Annotated in this window: 14 protein-coding genes, 1 tRNA gene and 1 pseudogene; 13 read left to right on the forward strand and 3 right to left on the reverse strand. The window is 60.1% G+C overall.

Annotated elements, in window-relative coordinates:
• The 3 genes from BQ8482_RS38825 to BQ8482_RS33285 form a co-directional block, all read left to right on the forward strand.
• Positions 1–260 (forward strand): hypothetical protein (locus BQ8482_RS38825; protein ID WP_208867937.1); only part of this gene is annotated, 260 nt, incomplete at its 5' end.
• 834 nt (positions 261–1,094) lie between these two features.
• Positions 1,095–3,914, forward strand: a complete 2,820-nt coding sequence (locus BQ8482_RS37910) for a hypothetical protein (protein WP_133254884.1) — start codon at positions 1,095–1,097, stop codon at positions 3,912–3,914.
• Between the two features lie 612 nt (positions 3,915–4,526).
• Positions 4,527–6,359 (forward strand): M64 family metallopeptidase, encoded by a 1,833-nt coding sequence (locus tag BQ8482_RS33285; RefSeq protein ID WP_123151441.1) that lies wholly within the window; start codon positions 4,527–4,529, stop codon positions 6,357–6,359.
• A gap of 356 nt (positions 6,360–6,715) precedes the next feature.
• Here the strand turns inward: BQ8482_RS33285 and BQ8482_RS33290 are convergent, their stop codons facing one another.
• On the reverse strand, positions 6,716–7,780 hold the full coding sequence (locus tag BQ8482_RS33290) for a glycosyltransferase (RefSeq protein WP_165848820.1): 1,065 nt from the start codon (positions 7,778–7,780) through the stop codon (positions 6,716–6,718).
• On the reverse strand, positions 7,777–9,102 hold the full coding sequence (locus tag BQ8482_RS33295; RefSeq protein ID WP_165848821.1) for an MATE family efflux transporter: 1,326 nt from the start codon (positions 9,100–9,102) through the stop codon (positions 7,777–7,779). Before BQ8482_RS33295 ends, BQ8482_RS33290 begins: the two co-directional genes overlap by 4 nt.
• A gap of 211 nt (positions 9,103–9,313) precedes the next feature.
• Between BQ8482_RS33295 and BQ8482_RS33300 the strand changes: the two genes are divergently transcribed.
• From BQ8482_RS33300 to BQ8482_RS33315, 4 genes and pseudogenes are all read left to right on the forward strand, one after another.
• The gene (locus tag BQ8482_RS33300) at positions 9,314–10,648 is read left to right on the forward strand and encodes a UDP-N-acetylglucosamine 1-carboxyvinyltransferase (protein WP_123151444.1); all 1,335 of its coding nucleotides are present in this window, start codon (positions 9,314–9,316) and stop codon (positions 10,646–10,648) included.
• Positions 10,649–10,654: 6 nt separating this feature from the next.
• A complete protein-coding gene (gene murB, locus BQ8482_RS33305) occupies positions 10,655–11,593 on the forward strand; it encodes a UDP-N-acetylmuramate dehydrogenase (RefSeq protein ID WP_123151445.1) in 939 nt (312 codons plus the stop codon).
• A 226-nt stretch (positions 11,594–11,819) separates the two neighbouring features.
• Positions 11,820–12,987: pseudogene (locus BQ8482_RS33310) on the forward strand (IS3 family transposase).
• Positions 12,988–13,317: 330 nt separating this feature from the next.
• The gene (locus tag BQ8482_RS33315) at positions 13,318–15,189 is read left to right on the forward strand and encodes a calcium-binding protein (protein ID WP_123151446.1); all 1,872 of its coding nucleotides are present in this window, start codon (positions 13,318–13,320) and stop codon (positions 15,187–15,189) included.
• Between the two features lie 389 nt (positions 15,190–15,578).
• On the opposite strand, the gene BQ8482_RS33320 is transcribed toward BQ8482_RS33315, so the two are convergent.
• A tRNA-Ser gene (locus BQ8482_RS33320) sits at positions 15,579–15,668 on the reverse strand.
• 416 nt (positions 15,669–16,084) lie between these two features.
• On the opposite strand from BQ8482_RS33320, the gene BQ8482_RS33325 reads away from it, so the two are divergent.
• The 6 genes from BQ8482_RS33325 (at position 16,085) to BQ8482_RS33350 (ending at position 22,902) form a co-directional block, all read left to right on the forward strand.
• On the forward strand, positions 16,085–17,305 hold the full coding sequence (locus BQ8482_RS33325) for a septal ring lytic transglycosylase RlpA family protein (protein ID WP_123151447.1): 1,221 nt from the start codon (positions 16,085–16,087) through the stop codon (positions 17,303–17,305).
• Positions 17,306–17,419: 114 nt separating this feature from the next.
• Positions 17,420–18,586, forward strand: coding sequence for a D-alanyl-D-alanine carboxypeptidase family protein (locus BQ8482_RS33330; RefSeq protein ID WP_208867939.1), 1,167 nt, complete (start codon positions 17,420–17,422; stop codon positions 18,584–18,586).
• Positions 18,587–18,745: 159 nt separating this feature from the next.
• A complete protein-coding gene (gene tmk, locus BQ8482_RS33335; protein WP_123151448.1) occupies positions 18,746–19,420 on the forward strand; it encodes a dTMP kinase in 675 nt (224 codons plus the stop codon).
• The gene (locus BQ8482_RS33340) at positions 19,417–20,472 is read left to right on the forward strand and encodes a DNA polymerase III subunit delta' (RefSeq protein ID WP_123151449.1); all 1,056 of its coding nucleotides are present in this window, start codon (positions 19,417–19,419) and stop codon (positions 20,470–20,472) included. Before tmk ends, BQ8482_RS33340 begins: the two co-directional genes overlap by 4 nt.
• An 82-nt stretch (positions 20,473–20,554) precedes the next feature.
• Positions 20,555–22,108 (forward strand): methionine--tRNA ligase, encoded by a 1,554-nt coding sequence (gene metG, locus BQ8482_RS33345; RefSeq protein WP_123151450.1) that lies wholly within the window; start codon positions 20,555–20,557, stop codon positions 22,106–22,108.
• Complete coding sequence (locus BQ8482_RS33350; protein ID WP_123151451.1) at positions 22,108–22,902, forward strand: TatD family hydrolase; 795 nt, start codon at positions 22,108–22,110, stop codon at positions 22,900–22,902. The genes metG and BQ8482_RS33350 overlap by 1 nt, the downstream gene beginning before the upstream one ends.

A 22,902-nucleotide genomic window follows, 5' to 3' on the forward strand; every position in this document is an offset into this window, starting at 1 on the left:
CGACGAAACTGTTCGACTCGAACAATGATGGCAAGATTGGTTTCGGTTCCAACCATCTTCTTGACCTCTCGGGCGGGGTTGGCGGACCGGGCGATCCAGGCTTGCCGGGCGAGGTCGGCAACCTCGACATCCAGAACACTGCAGGGCACGCCGTCACCACGCTCGAATTTGACGGCCAGGTCGACCATGGCGAAGTCGATTACTACGTCTACTCGACCCTCGGCAGCGCAGCGGGCACGGGTGATCTGCTGTTCGCGTAAGCCAATACTGGAAACGTTCTGATTGAAGATAAGCTAGGACGACTAGAACATACGGCGATGCCGAGGCATCAAAGGCTACTAGCTTTCCGGCGAAGTCGTGTCATAGCCGCGATCAATGCGGCGAAAGCTAAGGTCGTCCGCATGATCCGAGGGTACCTGCCATGGCCATAACGCAAATTGCTATCGACAACAACGTGTATCTTAAAGCGTTGCTGGATGGCGGCTATAAGTGGTCAAATGCGACTGATGCAAATGGAAATACCATCATTACTACACCCTTTGTTGGAACTACAAATCAGGATCCAGAGAGGACCTTCTTCTGGGAAGACGCAGGGCTTTTCTCTGCGATAAACGCGTGGGAACAAGTAGCAGCGATCGATATAAGACACGTCGCAGCTGCAGGAAATATTCGAATCGAAACTGGCACCCAAGTTCAAGAAGGCTTGGATAACTTTGAGTTTGGAACAACTGAGCGGCTATTTTCAAAAGTAATGGTCGATTTTACCCGCGTAAGATTTAACAACTGGCGAGGGCGGCACCGTCGACATCAAGGATACCGTGGGCGACGCCATCACGGCGCTCGCATTCGACGGCCAGGTAGACCACAATGGTGTCCACTACTTTGTCTACTCGCTCACAGGCAGCGCCGCGGGAACGGCAGGCCTAGCGTTCGCTTAAGGACAAGAACGGGCACACTCGCGAGTTGTTTCGTCGAGGCTTGAAACATTCGCAGTGGTTGACGAGAGAAGCTGAGAAAAGATCGGCTGCTTCCATCAGCCTGCCATCGCAGCATAAGACAGACTCAGGAGACTTGAAAAGCGGAGGATTTTTATCGTGGGCGTCTATAATGCCACCTATACTCAGCCAGAGGGAGGCACCACCCATCTCCACGTCGATGACGAGGATATTGAATCCTATTCTTACTCCGCCCACACCGAAGATGGAACGGCTGAGGCTGGCAAAGATTATACAGAAGCAACATACTCTGGATCAGGGACAGCTCCAGTAAACATAGACGTTGGAAGCCTTGACGACGATGTTTGGGAGGGGCCAAAACCAGAGACGTTCTTTATCAAGGGCTCCGCCGATATAGTATCTGAGGATGATGACGGCAATCTGGTGAGCGAGCACTGGACTGGCACGCTCACATTCGAGATCGATGACCACGAGGACAAACCTAAAATCAGCATCGGGAGTGTCTTGAGCGAAGGCTCGCCTGTTGCGCTAGAGATTTCGGCAACTCACCCTTGCACCGAACCTTACACCATCCACGTTCATATCGACGATTCCGCTGCTCCCTTTGAGCAGACCGACTTCAATGTTGAAATGCCCGCGTTTGAAACTCAGGCGCATATAACGCTCGTCCCCAAGCTGGACCAGTTTCCCGTGGAGCCATCATCCTACACTATATCAGCTACAGCCGATGCCTTCGGGGAGTCCCTAGACGTCTCTTCGGGACAAGTGGATCTAAGTGGAATCGTTGTCTCAATAACGGCCAGCAAGGAACACGTGGAAGAAGGATCGAATGGCACTGGAGAGACCCTTACATACACGATAGATCGAACGGGGCCCACCGACAAAGCTTTGGTTGTTAACTATCGCTTTGAAGACACGTTTTTCTCCGCGGGAGGTAGCGAAAGGGCTCGAGCGACCGTCGACTTGCATGGTGTTTTTAACCCACAGGACAATATTATTATTGAGGCTGGTTCGAAATCTGTCGATCTGAAGTTTGAGACGTTTGGAGACAACGTGCCGGAGCTCAATGTTCCTGTTGGCATCTCAATGGTTGCTTCACCGAAATATTCAATCGGCACAGGAATAGCGACAATCACGATTGATAATGACGACGGCGGTCAAACATTCGATAATACAATGCGTGGTGTATTTAAGAGTGTTATTGACGCCGCGTATCCATCGCATGCGGCACTGCCAAGCAACGAAAAAGCTTTCATTAGTGAGTCGTGGGGTGCCGTTCTCGATATCCGCGATGCTTATCCGCATTTGCTGTCACTGAGAGACGCGGATTATTATCTTCAGGAAATAAAATTTCTGCAAGACGCACCGATCTTAAAAGCGCCACTAGACGCGTTCTTTTCGGCCATTTTGGCTTTGGGGTATGATTTAGATAAGGCTGCAGGAACGAAGATTTATGAAACCCTGATGGGCAATGACAATCCAAACAATCCTCAGACCCCCGCCGGAGGTGCTGCGTTTGCGCTGAGAGGCATAGTTGACTTTTTCACCGATGGCTGGAAGGCATATTTGCCTGCTAGCACTTTCGCTGCAACCGGGGTTCAGGGGTACGAAGTCACCGCGCTCGATGCGCCTGCCGATAACTTCTCGTTTCCGAGCTTTGATACTATCTTAATCCGGTCGTCGGCCACGGTATTTCCCTTGGCGACCTTCAATTCACCGCTCGGTCAGCTGGTTCGTGTCGATGACTTTCCTGCCGTTATGCCGGGAAAATCGCTTCTTGTAGATCTCGATGGCGGCCCTGCAACTCTTTCGGATGTATCTGAAATCTTGGTCGCGGGTATTAAGTCTGGCGACTATCACCTCGAAGCAGGCGATGACACTTTTGTTGCATTCGCGGGGTCTCATCATGTGGATGCCGGGACCGGCTCTGACCAGATCGCATTGGGAGACGGAGGCGGCGAGGCCAGAGGTGGAGCGGGCGACGACCTTATTTTTGGTGGCAAAGGCGTCGACGTCGCTATCTTCGAAGGAGGCCGTTCCGACTACAAGGCATCACTAGAATCGGATGGGTTCATCGCCATAGCCGACTCTCGCCCATTAGCACCCGACGGGACAGACAGGATTCTAGGTGTTGACTTTCTCAGGTTTGCTGATGGGGCATTCTCTGTTGCCGATCTTTTTCCCACCTCCACCTGCCCCGTCATCGACCGCCCGGGCACGCAGGACGGCTCGGCCTCGACCAATGACACGCTGACCGCCCCTGCCTACCACAACACTTTTTTCGTTTCGGAAGAGGGGGTGAGCGGGAAGGATCGCATCACCAACTTTGGCAAGGACGATGTCTTTGCCAGCTCCAAGGCGCTCTTTGATTCCAATGGTGACGGCATCATCACCTTTGGCACCAACAAGGTGCTCGATCTTGATGGTCCCGATGCTGGCCTAGACACGGTGTCCTTCGATGGGCTCGATGCCAAGAAGGGCCTGCGATTCCTCGGCGAGGGCTGCGAGGACGTCTTCGTTTACGCCACGGCCACCGTGCGGCCCAAAGGCGCGCTGGAAGGCAAGCTCGGCGATGATGCGCTTGCCGGCGACAACCCCGATGCGAAGGCCAACACCTTCTTCTTCGACACCGCCCTCGACCTCAATCTCGGCCATGACAAAATCACCAATTTTGGCGGCAAGGACATTTTGGTGACGACGACGAAACTGTTCGACTCGAACAATGATGGCAAGATTGGTTTCGGTTCCAACCATCTTCTCGATCTGTCGGGCGGGGTTGGCGGACCGGGCGATCCGGGCCTGCCGGGCGAGGTCGACAACGTCGACATCAAGAACGCGACGGGCAACGCCGTCACGACGCTCGAATTTGACGGCCAGGTCGACCACAGCGGCGTGAATTATTACGTCTACAGTGGCATCGGCAGCGCCGCCGGATTGGGCGATCTGCTGTTCGCGTAAGTGGACCGTGGGGCGCGCCAGACCGAGTCAGTAGACCGTTGTCGGGAAACCTATCATCATAGCGCCGAACTAGCTCAAGAGGGGGGCCGGGATGGGCAAACTGGGTGATGGATATGGCAGCGAATACCACCTGCTTCAATCTGGATGGCGGTCGAGATCATGCTGCTTTGTGATGTATGGTATGGTTAGACTGAAAAATGGAGGTAGTGTTGTAGCTGGCGGTATCGCGTTGCTCCTTGTCTCCATGGCGTTCTGGCTTTCCGCTTCGGCGAAGAACCTTCAGAGAGGAGCTGAAATGGGCACTCAGATAGTTTTCACCCTGCCGCCCGAGCGCGACCGTGGCACTGGTTCTCCGCGGCCGCCCAACGCACCCGATGAGACTCCGGGGTTCGGTCTTTGGAGAATAACCACCCCCACGGTTGTGCGATCGGCGGCGACCGATGCCTCCCCCGAAGTGGTGCGGCTGCCGGTGGGTGCGGGGCTATGGCCGATCGAGGTCGGCCAAACCTGGAGCCGCGTTCGCGGGCGCGCAGGCACAGTCGTCTACACAGGCTATGTCCGCACCAGCTCCATGACACGAACCGATAGGTAATTCCACGAGGAGTGGCCATCATGAGCGCATTCGATACAACGATCAGCAACGGACCATCCCGTAACAGGGTCGACATCGCCTTCGCCGGCGACGGCTATCGTTCGTCGGAAATCGCGACGACCTACCCCAATCACGTCCGTGCGCTGACCGACTACATGTTTTCGGGCGATCTCCTCAGTGAGCCTTTCGGTCGCTACAAAAACTTCTTCAACGTGCACCGGGTCAACGTCGTGTCCGCCGAGTCGGGCGCCGACGACCCGAGCACCAACACTTTCCGCAACACGGCCCTGGACGCCAGCTACCTGTGGGATGGCGTCACTCAGCGGCTCCTGTATGTCAGCGACTCAAAGACGGACGCGGCCATCGCGAGTGCCCTTTCCGGCACCGAAATCAACGCCGAAATGGCATTTGTGACAGTCAACGATACTCAGTATGGCGGTGGAGGTGGCAAGTACGCTGTTTACGCTGGTGGCAATCAGTCTTCGCTCGAAATCGCATTGCATGAGGTCGGCCACTCCTTCGCCGCACTGGCCGACGAGTACGACTACGGTGGGCCCACCACGTACAGTGGTGGCGAGCCGATCCAGCCGAACGTGACGACGGATCCCACGGGAGCGAAATGGGCCCACTGGCTCGGCTACGAGCAGCCGGGGGTCGGCACCATTGGTGTCTATGAGGGCGGCTTGTACAGCAAGTTCGGCATTTATCGGCCGTCTGTGAACTCGAAGATGAACAGCCTTGGCCAGCCGTTCGACGCGGTCAGCCGCGAACAATTCATCCTCAGGATCTATGATTATGTGGACCCGATCGATGCGCATACCGACAATTCGGCGCGGCTGGTCAACAGGGATTCCGTCTTCGTCGATGTGATCGATCCCGCAGTCATCAAGGTGCGGTGGTCCGTAGACGGAAGGACGATCCAGGACGGCGGTGTTTACGCATTCGATCTGTCGGATCAGGGCTACGGCCTCGGCACGTTCGCTGTTACGGCTCTAGCCTATGACGACACGGGTTGGGTCAGGACGGACCTAGGCAAGCTGCAACAAACCGTCACCTGGACCATAGAGGTGCCCTCGGAGGCCTCGACCTGCCCGATCATCGCGCGCGACGGTACGCAAGACGGCTCGGCGTCAACCGACGACACGCTGACGGGACCAGCCTACCACAACACCTTCTTCGTTGCGGAGGAGGGGGTGAGCGGGCATGACCGCATCACCAATTTCGGCAAGGACGATGTCTTCGCCACCTCCAAGGCCCTCTTCGATTCCAATGGTGACGGCATCATCACCTTCGGCACCAACAAGGTGCTCGACCTTGACGGTCCCGATGCTGGCATCGACACGGTCAAATTCGACGGGCTCGATGCCAAGAAGGGCCTGCGCTTTCTGGGTGAAGGCTGCGATGATGTGTTCGTCTACGCCGATGCCACGGTGCGGCCCTTGAAGGCGCTCGAGGGCAAACTCGGTGATGATAGCCTTACCGGCGACAACCCCGATGCGAAGGCGAACAAGTTCTTCTTTGACACGGCACTAGACCTCAATCTGGGTCACGACACCATCTTCAACTTTGGTGCCAGGGACATCCTCGCGACCACGACAAAACTGTTTGACTCGAACAATGACGGCAAGATTGATTTCGGTTCCAACGATCTTCTTGACCTCTCGGGCGGGCTCGGAGGACCGGGAGACCCCGGCTTGCCCGGAGAGGTGGGAGATATCGCCATAAAGAACACGACAGGGAACACCATCACCACGCTGGAATTCGACGGCCAGGTCGACCATGGCGGCGTCCACTATTATGTCTACTCGACCGTCGGCAGCGCAGCCGGGACGGGTGACTTGCTGTTTGCTTGACCAATGTGAGGGTACGGAGAACGCGGCCACCTGCGGCACCATTGCCGCGACCGGCACCCTCGCCCTGGACCTTCGACAGCCTCGACCAAGGCGAGACCGGGACCGAGATTGTGACCTGCACCATCTTCGATGGCCACGGGACACGCGACGGCGACAGGGACCATCACCGTTGACGGACGGCAGGATATCGCGCGTGCGATACTTCGCCTACCAGCCTAGTGGGGTCGGCTGGAAATCGAAACGGGCGAACTCGCGTTGGTCTAGTTTAGCGCCGCGCTCACCTGAGGATCCCGAGGCGTTTATCACGGTCCTCAGCGCACGGCAGCGGTCATCTGCCAGATGACAACGCGCCGCTCTCAACGATCCGCGATCCGATCACACCGTTGCATGCGGGAAGTAATAAGAGAGCGCTTCAGCCTGACCAAGCCGGCCACAAGCGGTCGCAGGAACGCCCGATTGTGAAGGGCGACGACTGTGTATGAGAGGCAGGTCCTCAATGTCCGATGCTCTTTCAGGCCGGCCCGGACAAGCAGCCAAGCGCCGTCCGGGTCATGCAGCAATCTGTCGATACCTTTGCGGGCCAGCCGACGAGCAGTCTCCCACGAGCGAGCACGATAGTGAAGAGCGTCGGCTCCGTGGCGGTCCACGACGTCAAGGCCATCCGGCGTACGACTTGTCGCGCACTCCACCGCCAAAGCGGAAAAATAGCACTGCATCAGAATTTTAGAGGCGTCCATCGAGACCGACCCCGGAACGATGCGGCATCGGTACAGGACTTCGGGTACCGTGCTGAATTCGGTCCACCGGCTCATCCTCAGCCACAGATCGCGGTCCTGGGCATAGGTGAAGACCTCGCGGTAGCCGCCGACCCTGTCGTACATCTCCCGCCGAAACATGACCTCCCCGTGCAGGAAAGGATTGCTGGCCAGCAACTGTTCCGCCATCCGGCCGCGGGGTTCCGGCCTGCCGATCTCTCGCTCTCCCGAGGCCAAGTTCTCCCGCTCCCACCAGCTGTTCACGAGACCGATGTCGGGATATCTTGTCAGCATCGCCGCAAGGCGCTCTATGCGCTGCGGGTACGATAAGTCGCCGGCACCGTGGATCGCAACGAACTCGCCGCGGCTGCTCTCGATTGCCTGCTTCAGTGTCGAGGTGAAGCCCCGGTTTTCCTGGCGTCTCAGGATAGCGCGGCCTGCTAGAACGGACTCCAGGACCTGGAAGGTGCCGTCTACGGACCCGTCGTCGATCACGATGATTTCCAGGTTCGGATAGGTCTGCGAGACGAGGCTCTCGGCGGAGTCGCGCGCGTACAGCGCTCGGTTGTGAAAGACGCTCACAACCGAGACCAGCGGCCAGCGGGCGGACCGCGCGGCGGTCCAGCGCTCCCCGCCGCCTGTGATCGGCCCGGAGTGGCCCGTCATGTCGCCTGGCCCATCGCTCTGCCGAGCATCCCGGATAAGGCACGGCAAAGAAGCTTTACATCCGCGGTCGTGCAAATGAGAGCTTCCCGGGGGCTTTGCCCGCTCGACCGGCAGTAGATCATCACCATCGCCCCGGCACCCACGACGTAGCTGATGCTGGTCGCCTGCGCGGCACCGACGCTTCCGGACAGGGGCACTAGAACGCATCCGAGCACCACGTTCAGGGCGAGCGCGGGCAAGATCGCCACCAGGGTCAGCCACGGCTTCCCCTGGCCGGCCAGATTGACGTTCAGGAGCTTGAAGGCAGCGAAGCAGACCGCCCCAGGCATGAGCATCAGAACAACGAGGGAGCTCGCCGAGAAGCTTGCGCCGTAGACGAGCGGCACGATTTTGGGTGAGACGAGAGCCAGGCCAAGCCCGCAAGCGGCCGATGCGGCGAGAGTGATCCGCGTAAGAGCAGAAAGGTGCTCCGGCTGCTGCGAATGCCGTGTTGCGGAAGCGCTATGCGCGAAGACCAGCGGGCCGATGGCTCCCGGCACGACCCACACCAGGGTTGCTATGCTGTTGCCGAGCGAGAAGATTCCAACCTCGCGGAACGTACTAAGTTGGGTCAGTAGGATCACTGAAATGCTATAGTTCAGGGTCAGCGCAAAGAGCGCAACGGCATACACGATCCCCAACCGCACGATCCTCGCCGGAGCCCGCCAGGATAAGGTCAACCGGAGCGCGGCGACCAAGGGCAGCGTCGTCAAGGCGTATGCAAGCATTAAGATGCCGGCGACTACTTTCGCCCATAGAACGCCGGTGGGCCCGACCCCCAGGAAGCCGACGAGAAGAAGGATGATCGCGGCGGAGGCGACGGATGGAAACCACGCGGCAGCGTTGAATCGGGCTATCTGGAGAAGACCGAGGAAGATTCCGGAGACATACGACACTGCGACTGAGAGTGGTATGGTCGAGCAGGCGAGCGCTACCTGCAGCTGAGTAAATCGCTGCGATGGGCCCCATTCGAGATAGATCAGCGTGGCGAGGACGCCTAAGGAGCTTGTCGCGAGAGCGAGGAGTGACAGCGCGCCGAGCACCTCCGGGAGCGGCAGTATTCGCCGTGCGAGATAGTGCGACGCGGATTGCCGCACACCAAGCTCGCACAGCGCCACGGCCACGCCGGGCACGGCCATGAGAGCAGCGATCAGGCCTTTCCCGTCAGCGCCCAAGTACCTCGCCGTTACGACACTGACGAGCACGGAAAGGATGAGGGTCACGGCCCGCGTGCGCAGGATCGCGATGACATCGGTCGAGAGCCGGGACCCCTGAGAGTTCATCCTAAGATCGCCCAGAGGCCTCGCGGTTACAGGCAACGCCGTGAATCCTGCATATTGCAATACTGAGAAATTCCATCCACGTCCACTGGTTCGCTCCTGTCCGGAGCGGCTCTGGCGATCGGGTGAGCGTGTTTTGCCAACCAGACAGGTCTGGTGTTGTCGCAAGCCCGGTTGTAACCTCGCAGGAAGCACCAAGCGGAAGGCTCTCAGTATGGGCGATATCAGTGGCGAGCCGACCTCGTCATGCGAGTGTCCCTCGGGCTCTGAAACGCGGCACAGCCCTGACCTGTTTGGGAGGCGCGTACTCCATGTGAGCGCGTCGCGACTGAGAGGTCGTGTCGCCGTGAGCGGGGCAAAGAACAGTGCGCTGCCGCTGATGGCCGCCTCTCTCCTGACTTCCGAGCCCATTATTCTGCAGAATTATCCTAACGGAGCGCTCGATCCAGCCATTCAGGTCGCAATGCTGGAGAGGATCGGGAAGAGTTGCACCGTGGCGGGCACGCAACTGACGATCAGCGAAGATGCGGGATTGAGGACTTGCCTCAAGTGGCACGGAAGGTCGACCCGCTACACTCTTCTGATGCTCGGTGCGCTGGTTGCTCGCTTTGGGGAAGGCGCTGTCCCACTGCCCAGCGGTTGCGAGATCGGTGACCGCAAGTACGACATCCATGAGCTCGTCTTGAAGCGGCTGGGAGCCGAAGTGTGGGTTGAAAGAGGAATGCTCTGCGCCTCATCGGGAGGCGGCCTGACTGGTTGCGACATTTGTCTTCCGATCCGCTCGACCGGGGCGACGGAGAACGCGCTACTCTGCGCGTCGCTGGCGAATGGCGTGACAACGGTCTGGAACCCCCACATCCGCCCTGAAGTGCTCGATCTCGTGTCGATGCTGCGCAAGATGGGGGCCCAGATCGAGGTCTGCGGCCAGCAGTACGTGCGTGTCACAGGCCGGGATGCGCTTTCTGGCACTACTCACACCGTCATCCCGGATAATTTGGAAGCAATCACGTGGCTGATCGCTGCCACGGTCACGGGCGGTGAAATAGAAATTGAAAATTTTCCGTCGGCTCATCTCGAAGTTCCACTCATTTTCTTGAGAGAGAGTGGCGCTAGATTCCATCTAGAACGACCGAACCTGATGCGGGTCGCAGGCGGATACTGCTACCCGATTGATATCAGCACGGGTCCCTATCCCGGGATAAACTCCGACATGCAGCCACTGTTCGCAGCTTTCGGCGCACGTGCCCACGGTGAATCGCGTATCATTGACTTACGGTTTCCAGGTCGGTTCGACTACGTTCACGAGTTCTCAAAGCTCGGGGTGCGCGGACAGGTACGCGAAGGAATGCTGTGCATTGACGGGGGCTCGCCCATGAAAGGAACCGATGTCACGGCAGTCGACCTCCGTGCCGGCATGGCACTCGCGCTTCTCGGCCTCACGACGGGAGGCGAGACGCGAATCCATGACGCTTGGCAGATGGATCGCGGCTACGTCAATTTGACGGGAAAGCTGCGTAGCCTCGGAGCCAATGCCGCGGTTCACACCTGACAATCCATGCCGCTGAAGAGTGCGCCCTTCGGAACTTTTGATGCTACGCGGCTAGTCGAGAATGCACCCCTTTCCGCCTTCACAACCTGGCGGGTTGGTGGTGCGGCTCGATGGCTACTGCACGCCCGCGCCGACGAGTTGCCCTTCGTTTTCGACGCCTGTCACCGACGAGGCATTCCCGTCTACAAACTCGGCGCTGGGTCTAACTTGCTGGTCAGCGACTCCGGCTTACCGGGCCTCGTAGTGTGCTTTCGCCGGACCCTTCAGAAGATTTGGTTCCACGAAGACCAGATTACCGCGGAGGCGGGTGCGCTAATGCCGAGACTTGCGAGAACCGCCGCCAGGAATGGCTGTGCCGGTTTCGAGTTCCTCGCCGGCATCCCGGGCACGGTTGGAGGAGGAGTAGCGCTCAACTGTGGAACCGAGGCAAGCGAACAACGTGAACTCAAGCTCGTGTTAAAAGCCGTGGACGTGGTTGACGATCGCGGTCGCGAGCAAAGGATCGACGACATTCGACACCTTGGCATGTCTTATCGGACGACCCGAATAGCTGAGTATGGCCTCACAGTTCTCAGGGCCATGTTCCGCCCCGACATCCGAGGTGACCCCGGGTTGATATCGCTGCGAATGGGGCATCATCTCGACGAACGTCGTCGCAAGCAACCGATACGCGCTAAGACGGCTGGCAGCACTTTCAAGCGTGTTCCCGGCGGCCTTCCCGCTGCCTGGTACATTGAACAATGCAATCTCAAGGGTCTGGCAATTGGAGGCGCTCGCATCAGTCCGAAGCATGCGAACTGGATTGAGAACTGTGGTAGCGCAACCTCGGCCGACATCGAAGCTCTAATCGAAACCGTGCAGGGGAAAGTCGAAGCCCGTTTCGGGATCGTCCTGGAGCCAGAGATCCACTGGCTTGGGAACCGACCACCCTTGTTCCGCTTCTGATCGATGAAATTCACCGGAACGCCGTGCTTTGCCAGCGTTGCCGCGCGCGATTCCTTGGTCTCGACAGAAACGACAATCACCGGCCGCCGCGCACGATCCGGGCGAGCGGCATGCCTGTCATTCGTACCGCCATGGTGGCGGCCATGCCGGAACATCAAGTGTGGTCTGCCCCCAATGAAGTGGTCCTCAATTAGGTATGGTTTTGAGCCGATTGAGGAGAGACCAAATGGCCAGGAAACGGCATACAGCGGAAGAGATTGTTGCGAAGCTGCGTCAGGTTGACGTGTTGACGTCGCAGGGTCGACCGGTCGCGGAAGCGGTCCGGTCGATAGGGGTGACGGAAGCTACATATTACCGGTGGCGGCAGGAATACGGCGGCCTGAAAGGCGACCAGGTGAAGCGCCCGAAGGAGTTGGAGGCGGAGAACGCTCGGCTGCGGCGCGCGGCCTCTGACCTGACGCTCGACAAGATGATCCTTGCCGAAGCTTCGCGGGGAAACTTCTAAGCCCCGCGCGTCGCCGTGCTTGTGTGGATCATGTGGTTGGCGAACTCGGCGTGTCCCAACGACGGGCGTGCCGGGTTCTTGGCCAGCATCGATTCGACGCAGCGCAAGGTCCCGAAGACCTCGGATGACGAAGCGGCGCTGACCGCCGACATCATCGCGCTTGCCACCCACTATGGCCGCTGTGGCTATCGTCGCATCACGGCGATGCTGCGCAGGTCAGGCTGGGCGGTGAACCGCAAGCGGGTCGAGCGGATCTGGCGGCGCGAGGGGCTCAAGGTTCCACAAAAGCAACCGAAGCGTGGGCGGCTCTGGTGCAATGAGACCTCCTGCATTCGGCTTCGGCCGCAGCATCCCAACCATGTCTTGTCCTACGACTTTGTCCAGGACCGCACCCACAATGGACGGAGTTTCCGCATGCTCAACATCATCGACGAGTTCACCCGGGAGTGCCTGACGATCCGCATCGGCCGGAAGTTGAAGGCCGTTGACGTGATCGACACGCTCTCGGATCTGGTCATCCTCCGCGGCGTCCCAGGCCACATCCGATCGACAACGGCCCGGAGTTCATTGCCAAGGCGGTGCGCGAATGGATTGCAGCTGTCGGCGCCAGGACCGCCTATATCATGCCAGGTAGCCCTTGGGAGAACGGCTACTGCGAGAGCTTCAACTCGAAGCTCCGCGACGAGCTGCTCGATGGCGAAATCTTCTACACACTGGAAGAGGCCAAGATCGTCATCGAAGGCTGGCGGCGCCATTACAATACAGTGCGCCACACTCAGCCCTTGGCTGTCGTCCACCCGCCCCGGAGGCGGCCCAGTGGCCGGCTACGCACCCCAGACCCGCTTCGCCGGCCACGCCGGCCGTAGCGCCAACACCAGGCATGCACTAACATTCCAACCGGATCACCCATTGGGGTTTGGCCATCAGCGCTACCCCTTCCCAGGAATATTCGACCGGCCGGTGCCACCCTCCGCCGCCGCCACGTCGCCGCGCTTCCGCCCTCATCCACCAAAGGTTTCCGATTGCCTTCTCGTTAATCGAGTCTTACCGTATTAACACGCCCACGAGCGGGGGGTAGCTTTTACCAAGGATCGTAGATAATGCGCTTCACAGCGCGAACGGGTAAACTCTGTGCTAGCACCAGCGCACCTCACCCGCGGTTCTGAGCGCCAAAGGATTATCACCATGGCAACAGATATTTGTTGGGAGGCAAATACAAATGGCAAATATAATAGGTACTCCAACGGACGATAACATCCCAGGCACCGAAAACGCCGACACCATCGATGGCCTCGCAGGTAACGACACCATCAACGGTTTCGGCGGCGAAGACGAGATTATCGGCGGCGACGGCAATGATACATTGCTCGGCGGCGACGATTCGGACGTGTTCCGCGGCGGGCCAGGCAATGACACCATCAACGGGGAGGGCGAGTTCGACGACATCTGGTACGCCGACGAGGGTGGTCCCAACGGCGTCACCGTCGATCTGGCTGCCGGCACCGCAACCGATACGTTCGGCGGCACTGACACATTGGTCAGCATCGGTGGCATAGCCGGTTCGAACTTCGCGGACACGCTCCGCGGTGATGCTGATGACAACATCATCCGCTCCTTCCGCGGCAACGACATCGTTGACGGACGCGGCGGCAACGACGAGGCGCACTACACCAACGACACGAACCTTATCTCGGTGGCGGTGAACCTGGCCACTGGCACGGCGGTGGAGACTTACGCAAACGGTACATCAACCGACACCCTCATCAGTATCGAGCGAATCCGGGGCAGTCTCGGTAACGATTCACTCACGGGCGATGACGGTAACAACAGAATCCGTGGTATCGCCGGCAACGATACCATCGACGGTGGTGCCGGTCGTGACATGACCGATTATAGTCAAGACGCACGATACGGCGGTAACCAAGGTGTAAGCGTTAACCTAGTCAACGGCACCGCTACCGACGGCTTCGGTAACACCGACACGTTAGTTTCGATCGAGGACGCGCGCGGCACCGCATTCAACGACAACATCAGCGGCGATAACGGTGCAAACCAACTGGAAGGTGGTGATGGCAGTGACAATATCAACGGCGGTGGCGGCGACGATACCGTTCTCGGGGGTAACGGTGATGATCTCAACCTCATAGGTGCTGACGGTAACGACTTCATCGATGGCGGCCCCGGTAATGATATCATCAACGGCGGTGCCGGCAACGACACTATCGACGGCGCCGGGGGGAACAACACGGCCGACTATTTTGACTCGCCTACGGGTGTGACGGTCGATTTGTCGGCGGGCGCAGCATCCGACGGGTTCGGGAACACCGATAGTCTCGTGAATTTCGCCAATATCGCCGCTTCCTCTCATGCTGATGACCTGACGGGTAGCTCAGAGTCGAACTTCGTTGAAGCGCGTGAAGGCGACGACACCGTCGAGGGTGGCGGAGGAGACGACGATCTGGAGGGAGGCGGCGGTATCGACACCGCCATATATTCTGGAAACATCGGCGACTACATCATCACGGAGCTGAGTGACGGATCGATCAGGCTTGAGGACAATCGCGGGGGCGTGCCTGACGGCATCGATACCGCAAGCGATTTCGAGTTTTTTCAATTTGCGGACGGTGTCGTAAGCGTCGAAGATGTTGTTCCACCCGCGAATAGTCGCGTTCCGGTCGGTGCGATCGAGGCCGTGCCTGGTAACGACGTACTATTCGGCGACGCAGCGGGCGAGCTCGCAGACTTCTTCTTCTTCGATACAGAGCTGATCGCGAGCCTCGGGAAGGACAGCATCAAGGCGTTCGGCCCCAATGATGCGATCGTCACCACCAGCCTCATCTATGACTCCAACCACGATGGGATCGTGAAGTTTGGCGGCAACGGCAAGCTCGACCTGGCCGGCGCAACGGGTGACACGCCCGTGAACCCGCACGATGCGAGCACCGTCGGCCAGGTCGAGTTTCACGATCCATCCGGGCACAAGATCACCCAGTTGCACTATGACGGCTCGGTTGAGCACGACGACACCACTTACTATGTTTACAGTCAGTTCGGCAGCGGGGTGCATGTAAGCGATCTGGTGCTTGCGTAGGCTCGGCCCGAACTCCGAGAAGGGGCGAACCTGCAGCCGTGTCGGCCGGGCTGTTTCTGGCCGATTCGTTGACTCGTGGCCTTTCGGCGAATTGCGAAAGATCGGCGCGCAGTAGTCGGAAAGTATGCAGCAGCAGATGGTGGACGACGCGAACCGTTGTGTTGCGCCTTGGCCGGTCACGGTATCCGTTCTATTGGCCGGAATGTCGGCGCCATGACAAGTGCGCAGGACGATTTGGGTATGGGACCTGGTGTCCCGCTTGGGCGAGAGGACGGGCATTCGGCCGGAATGGATGGCGGCCCGGTTGACAGCTTTCGTTCAAATACCCGCAGTTCTGCGGGATTCATGTTCCTTCAGATTGACACAGAGAATGTTGGGGCAGGGTGCATTGGCGGAGGGAGTGGGATTCGAACCCACGGTGGGCTTGCACCCACGCCGGTTTTCAAGACCGGTGCCTTAAACCGCTCGGCCATCCCTCCATCGTGATTTTTCAACCACTTGGATGCTCGTCCTGATCTCAACTCATACCTGTCGGCACTGCTGCACCGCCCGGAGATCGTTCGCGCTTCATTGCTCTAGTGCGCCTAACGAAGTCCTGTCAACCGGCTGTCGCCGGCTCCCGCCAAGGGCAGGGGCACGGGCGCTTGACGGCGGTGCTGAAGCAAGGCGAACAGCGCAGCACCGAACGTCGAAAGCGGTGATTTTTCACAGCGATCGGCGGGACGGTTTGCGCCACAATCTCGCCCGGTTCCGACCACAATCGGTTAATACGGTGATAAACAATTCCTGTGCACAAGGGATTGCGAATCAAGGTGGCGCTGGCATTTGTCGAGTGGGTTTTGGCCCTGCCGACGGTCAAGTTGCGGTGCCTTTGTTGAGAGGGGACAATCGAAAAATGCAAAGCACGGCGCGCCCGCGTCTTCGTCGCGCTTCCGCTTTCGCGTTGTTTGCCCTGTCGGCTGCCTTGCTGGCGGCTTGCGCCGCGCCGCCACAGCCAAAGGCGATGGTCAACAAGAAACCCCGCTCCAAGGAATATTTTTCCGAATCCGAATACGGCGTGAAGGCCAGCCCGCGCGTCACCTTCAAGATGTCGGGCCTGCAGCGTGGCGGCGGACGCGACCAGCTCGGCAAGCCCTATCAGGTGCGCGGCAAGTGGTATTATCCGAAGGAAGACAAGCGCTATGCCAAGATGGGTCTCGCCTCCTGGTATGGCGAAGCCTTCCACGGCAGGCTGACCGCTAACGGCGAAGTCTACGACATGACACATCTGACCGGCGCGCATCCGACAATGCCGCTGCCGAGCTATGCGCGCGTCACCAATCTGAAGACCGGCAGCTCGGTCATCGTGCGCGTCAACGATCGCGGCCCTTACCATGACGGGCGCATCATCGATGTGTCGAAACGCGCCGCCGAAATGCTCGACTATGCCAATATCGGCACGGCCAAGGTGAAGGTCGAATATGTCGGCCGGGCGCCGCTTGACGGCAATGACGACCGGTACCTGATGGCCTCCTATAATCCAGGCAACAGAGTGCCGGATCCGTCGGACGGCTTGCCCACCGGTGTCATGATCGCCATGAATGGACCATCCCCGAGTACGGCGTTGGCCGCCGCCGCTCCATTTCCCGGCCAGTTGACGAATTCCGCATCGGCACAGCCTGTCATTGCGGCGCAGGCGCCGGCCTCCGGCAATGTGACGCTGCCCGATTTCGGGCCGATCGTGCCGGAACGCCCGCAGATCAATCTGCCGGCGCAATCGCCGTTCGGCGTAGCGGCGCTGTCTTACGCGGACGAACGCGTGCAGCGCGCCCGCAATGTCTTTGCCGCGCTGGATAGCGCTGGAATGTCGCCTGCCGAAATCCTTCAATCGTGGAAGCGGCAGGCTCCGTCGCCCGCTGAGTATATCGCGGCGGGCTCATTCGATGATGCCGCCGAGGCGCAGCGTGTGGCGAGCCAGCTTTCCGGCTTCGGCAGGACCGAAATCCAGCGCTCCGAATTCGAGGGCAAGAACTGGTATTCGGTCGATCTCTATCCGGACGGCCATGCCAGCCTGGACGAGATGCTGCAGGCGGCATGGTCGCATGGCGCGCCAGACGCGCTCGTGGTTCGGAACTGACCGGCAAACCTGAAGTTTTGCCCTGTTGTCCATCGCGCGGTTGATCGGCCGGGACAAAGCCTGATAGCTTGTAGAGCTTGCCCCAGAAATGCCGGCTGACAGGTCGAACCTCTCATGAAATTTCGTTTCGCCGCGCCTCTCGCCGGGCTCCTGGGTTTTGGCCTCCTGCTGCTTTCGCTGGCTCCGGCCGCGGCGCAGCTTTTCGAGACCAAGGCCGCGCAGGCCTTCATGATCGATGCCGAAACCGGAACGGTGCTGTTTTCCAAGGATGCCGACAGGCCGATTCAGCCGGCGTCGCTGGCCAAGCTGATGACGATGGAGGTGGTGTTCAACGCCATCAAATCGGGCCGCGTGACCCTCAACGATACATTCGTGGTGAGTGAGAACGCATGGCGCACCGGCGGCGCGCCATCCGGCACGTCGACAATGTTTGCCAAACTGAAGTCAACGATCCGGCTTGAAGACCTGATCCAGGGCGTGACGGTTCAGGCCGCCAATGACGGCTGCATCATCATCGCCGAAGGTTTTGCGGGATCGGAGGCGAATTTCGCGACTGAGATGACCGAGCGCGCAAGGCAGATTGGCCTCGAGAAATCGACATTCGTCAATGCAACCGGTCTGCCGGCCGATGGTCAGCAAACGACGGTTCGAGAGCTTGCGCTCCTTGCCCTGCATATCTGGCGCGAGTACCCGGACCTTTATCGCTACTACGGCCAGAAGGACTTCACCTGGAACAAGATCACCCAGAGGAACCGCAACCCGCTGCTGGCGATGGATATTGGCGCCGACGGCCTGGCGATCGGCAGGAGCGAGGCATCCGGCTTCGGCGTCGTCGGCTCGGTCAGCCACAGTGGCAGGCGGGTCATTGCGGCGATGAGCGGCCTGGCAAGCGACCGCGAGCGCGCCGAGGAAGCGCGAAAGCTGCTCGATTGGGGCCTTCGTTCCTTCCAGAAGACTGAGATTTTCGCCAAGGACGAGGTGGTCGGCGAGGCCCAGGTTTTCGGCGGTGCGAAATCCGGTGTGGCGCTGAAGGCAAAAGCGCCCGTGGTCATCTTCCTGCCCATCGCCAACCGCGACAAGCTGACCGCCAAGATCGTCTATGACGGGCCGGTTGCAGCCCCCGTGGAGGAGGGACAACCAGTGGGTGCGCTGCAGGTCTGGATCGGTGATACGCTGAGCCAGGAGACGCCGCTTTTCGCGGCCGAATCGGTTGGCGTCGGCACGCTGCCGCAACGCGCGCTCGATGCCGCCAAGGAACTGGCCGTCGGCTGGCTGCGTTGATGCACGTCGCCCAAAAGTGCGCAGCGGTTTTGGGGCCACGATATGCGTGAAAAGGGCCTATAGCGCGTCGCATATCTTCAGACGCGACGCGCTTTAGGACCACGGCGTGGACCTTTTCTCAAGTCAGGACTATTACGGTCCCGCAGCAGGACAAGGGCTTTGGCATACGGATTTTTCATCACCTTCGAAGGCGGAGAAGGGGCAGGCAAGTCGACGCAGATCGAGCGGCTGGCCAGTAAGATGCGCGCCAAGAAATACGATGTCCTTGTCACGCGTGAACCGGGTGGCTCGCCGGGCGCAGAGGCGGTCCGGCATGTCCTGCTTTCGGGTGCGGCCGAACCGTTCGGCCCCAAGATGGAGGCGCTGCTTTTCGCCGCCGCGCGTTCCGACCATGTCGAGCAGGTCATTCGGCCGGCGGTCGAGCGCGGCTCGATCGTGCTTTGTGATCGCTTCATGGACTCCTCACGCGTCTACCAGGGCGTCACTGGCGGTCTCGACCCGGCGTTCATGGAGGCACTGGAAAAGGTCGCCATCAACGGCATGGTGCCTGACATGACGCTGATCTTCGATATCGACCCCGCCGAAGGACTGCGGCGCGCCACGGTACGGCGGGGAACCGATGCTGGTGCCGATCGCTTCGAAAAGGAAACGCTCGATATCCATCAGCGCCGCCGCGAAGCCTTTCTGGCGATCGCCGCGGCAGAGCCCGAGCGCTGCATCGTCGTCGATGCATCCGCCGACCCCGACGCGGTGGAGAATGTCGTCACCGCCACCGTGTTCGCCGCCTTGGAGACGATGACGCCGGTGCACAGGAAACAGGTGTCGCCGGCATGATTTTCGAACGGATCGCACCAGAACAGCACGACACGCTCGACGGCGTGCCGGAGCCATCCGAGACGCCGCGTCTGGTCGGGCATGGCCAGGCGGCGAACATGCTCGCCACCGCCTATCGCTCCGGGAAGCTGCCGCATGCGCTGATCTTTGTCGGACCGGTCGGCATCGGCAAGGCGACGCTCGCCTTTCACCTGGCGCATCATCTGTTGAAGCATCCGGCGTTCGAACAGGCGCCGGAGGTCCTTGCCGTTCCCGATCCGGCGTCATCGCTGTTCCGCCAGATCGCCACCGGCGCGCATCCCTCGGTGCTGCATCTGACCCGCCCGCCGAACGACAAGACGAAGAGTTTTAAGACGGTCGTCACCGTCGACGAGATCCGCAAGGTCAGCCGCTTCCTGTCGCTGACCTCGCATGACGGCAGCTACCGGGTGGTGATCGTCGACCCGGCCGACGACATGAATATCAATGCGGCCAATGCCTTGTTGAAGAATCTTGAAGAACCACCGGCACGCACACTCTTCATCCTCATCGTCCATGCGCCTGGCAGCCTGCTGCCGACGATCCGCTCGCGCTGCCAGATGGTGCGGCTGGCACCGCTCGATGCCGAGAGCCTGATGACGGTTCTGGAGAGCGTCGAACCGCCGCCGCCGGACGATCCCGCGGCGCGCACGGCGCTGGCCAAGCGGGCAGGGGGCAGCGCGCGCAACGCCATCCTGTTGACGCAGTATGGCGGGCTGGAAATCGCCGAGGCGCTCGACGCCCTGGCGACAGCGGGAAAGAGCGATGTTGCCGGCGCCTATCGCCTCGCGGAGGCGGTCGCCGGGCGCGACCGGGCGATCCAGTTCGATATCTTCAATCGCCGTGCGCTCGACCTGCTCTCGACCAGTGCAAGCCAGGCCGCGCTGGCGGGCGATCTGGCGCGGGCCAAAACGCTGTCGGATACTTGGCACGAGGCGCTGAACGCTATATCTGAGACCGATACCTACAATCTCGACAAGAAGCAGCACGCCCTGACCATGATCGACCGCCTGAATTCTGCAATGCGAATGTGACGGCCCATCGGGATGGCAATCGCCGTTTCGATGCGATATCTCACCGCTACATCTTCATTCAGACATTCATGACGGCTCATCCATGGCACGCGAAAAATACTACGTCACAACGCCGATTTTCTATCCGAACGGCAAGCCGCATATCGGTCATGCCTACACTGTCATCGCCAGCGACACGCTGGCCCGCTTCCACCGGCTCGACGGCAAGGACGTCTTCTTCGTCTCGGGAACCGACGAGCACGGCTTGAAGATGCAGCAGACGGCGGATGCCGAAGGCCTGACGCCGAAAGCGCTTGCCGATCGCAATTCGGCGATCTTCCGCTCGATGTATGAAGCGATCGGTTGTTCGAACGACGTTTTCATCCGCACCACCGAGGAGCGCCACTACAAGGCCTGCCAGGCGATCTGGAAGCGCATGGCGGAGAATGGCGACATCTACCTCGACCGCTACAGCGGCTGGTATTCGGTGCGGCAGGAAGCTTATTTCGACGAGGCCGAAACCAAGGTCGGCGACGACGGCGTGCGCCGCGAGCCGCTCGGCTCGCCCGTCGAGTGGACCGAGGAGGAGAGCTATTTCTTCCGCCTTTCCGCCTATCAGGACAAGCTGCTCGCGCTCTATGAGAGCAACCCCGAATTCGTCGGACCGGTGGAGCGGCGCAACGAAGTCGTCAGCTTCGTCAAATCCGGGCTGAAGGATCTGTCGATCTCGCGCACCACGTTCAAATGGGGCGTGCCGGTGCCGGGCGACGACAAGCATGTGATGTACGTCTGGGTCGATGCACTGACCAACTACATCACGGCTGCCGGTTATCCGGATGCGGCCGATGACAGATGGTCCTTCTGGCCGGCGAACGTCCACGTCATCGGCAAGGACATCGTCCGCTTCCATGCCGTCTACTGGCCGGCCTTCCTGCTGTCGGCAGGGATCGAACTGCCGAAGCGCGTATTCGCGCATGGCTTTCTGTTCAACCGCGGCGAGAAGATGTCAAAGTCGGTCGGCAATGTCGTCGATCCGTTTGCGATGATCGAGCATTATGGTCTCGATCAGGTACGCTATTTCTTCATGCGCGAGGTGCCGTTCGGCCAGGACGGCAGCTACAGCCACGAGGCCATCGTCAACCGCACCAATGCCGACCTCGCCAATGGCCTTGGCAATCTGGCGCAGCGCTCGCTGTCGATGATCGCCAAGAACTGCGGCGGCGTAGTGCCGAAACGCAGCGATCTGGCGGAGGCCGACAGGGCGATCCTCGACCAGGCGGTGGAGGCGCTTGCTACTGCACGCAAGGTGATGGCGGAGCAGGGCATCCACCTAGCGCTGGCGGCGATCTTCGGCGTCGTGGCGGAGGCCGATCGCTACTTCGCCTCGCAGGAACCCTGGGCGCTCAGAAAGACCGATCCGGCGCGCATGGAAACGGTGCTGTGGACGACCGCGGAAGTCGTCCGACGCGTGGCGCTGCTGTGCCAGCCCTTCATTCCGGGATCGGCCGCTAAGCTGCTCGACCTGCTGGCCGTACCGGCGGACAGCCGCGATTTCGTGCATGTCCACGCGGACTATGCGCTGGTCCCAGGGGTTGCTTTGCCCGCGCCGGAGGGCGTGTTTCCGCGTTACGTCGAGCAGCCGGACGCGAACATCTGATGTTGGTCGACAGTCACTGCCATCTCGACTTTCCGGATTTCGCAGAGGAGCGGGCGGCCATCGTCGCCCGCGCTTTAGCCGCCGGAATCGGTCGCATGGTGACGATCTCGACGCGTGTGAAGAGATTCCATCAAGTGCTTGAGATCGCCGAATCTTTCGACGAAGTCTATTGCTCGGTCGGCACCCATCCGCACAATGCCGCCGAGGAGCTGGACGTGACTGTCGAGGCGCTTGTCCGGCTGTCCGCTCATCGCAAAGTGGTGGCGATCGGCGAGGCCGGGCTCGACTATTTCTACGATCATGCGCCGCGCGATGCGCAGGCGCAGGGCTTTCGCACGCACATCGCCGCAGCGCGCGAGACGGGCCTGCCTTTGGTCATCCATGCGCGCGACGCCGACAGCGACATGGCTGATATCCTCGAGGACGAAACAGGGAAGGGCGCCTTCCCCTTCGTCCTGCACTGTTTTTCGTCCGGGCGCAGGTTGGCCGAAGTCGGGGTGGGGCTCGGCGGCTTTGTTTCCTTTTCCGGCATCGTGACTTTCAAGAATTCGGCCGAGCTGCGCGCCATCGCCGCCGATGTGCCACACGACCGCCTGCTGGTCGAAACCGACGCGCCGTACCTCGCGCCGATACCGTTTCGCGGCAAGCGCAACGAGCCTGCCTATGTCGCGCATACGGCCAAGGTGCTGGCCGAAACGATCGGCGTCAGCGAGGCCGAAATCGCCGCCGTCACGACCGACAATTTCTTCCGGCTGTTCAGCAAGATGCCGCGCCCGACCGCGCTGAGCACCTGA

The organism is Mesorhizobium delmotii (assembly GCF_900149755.1).
GTDB lineage: Bacteria > Pseudomonadota > Alphaproteobacteria > Rhizobiales > Rhizobiaceae > Mesorhizobium > Mesorhizobium delmotii.

Excerpts from the sequence above, each read along its gene's own strand:
- BQ8482_RS33315 (WP_123151446.1), top strand. The coding sequence starts at position 13,318 with ATGGCAAATATAATAGGTACTCCAACGGACGATAACATCCCAGGCACC.
- BQ8482_RS33350 (WP_123151451.1), top strand. The coding sequence starts at position 22,108 with ATGTTGGTCGACAGTCACTGCCATCTCGACTTTCCGGATTTCGCAGAG.
- BQ8482_RS33295 (WP_165848821.1), bottom strand. The coding sequence starts at position 9,102 with ATGAACTCTCAGGGGTCCCGGCTCTCGACCGATGTCATCGCGATCCTG.
- murB (WP_123151445.1), top strand. The coding sequence starts at position 10,655 with ATGCCGCTGAAGAGTGCGCCCTTCGGAACTTTTGATGCTACGCGGCTA.
- BQ8482_RS33300 (WP_123151444.1), top strand. The coding sequence starts at position 9,314 with ATGGGCGATATCAGTGGCGAGCCGACCTCGTCATGCGAGTGTCCCTCG.
- metG (WP_123151450.1), top strand. The coding sequence starts at position 20,555 with ATGGCACGCGAAAAATACTACGTCACAACGCCGATTTTCTATCCGAAC.
- BQ8482_RS33340 (WP_123151449.1), top strand. The coding sequence starts at position 19,417 with ATGATTTTCGAACGGATCGCACCAGAACAGCACGACACGCTCGACGGC.
- BQ8482_RS33290 (WP_165848820.1), bottom strand. The coding sequence starts at position 7,780 with ATGACGGGCCACTCCGGGCCGATCACAGGCGGCGGGGAGCGCTGGACC.
- BQ8482_RS33325 (WP_123151447.1), top strand. The coding sequence starts at position 16,085 with ATGCAAAGCACGGCGCGCCCGCGTCTTCGTCGCGCTTCCGCTTTCGCG.
- BQ8482_RS33330 (WP_208867939.1), top strand. The coding sequence starts at position 17,420 with ATGAAATTTCGTTTCGCCGCGCCTCTCGCCGGGCTCCTGGGTTTTGGC.
- BQ8482_RS33285 (WP_123151441.1), top strand. The coding sequence starts at position 4,527 with ATGAGCGCATTCGATACAACGATCAGCAACGGACCATCCCGTAACAGG.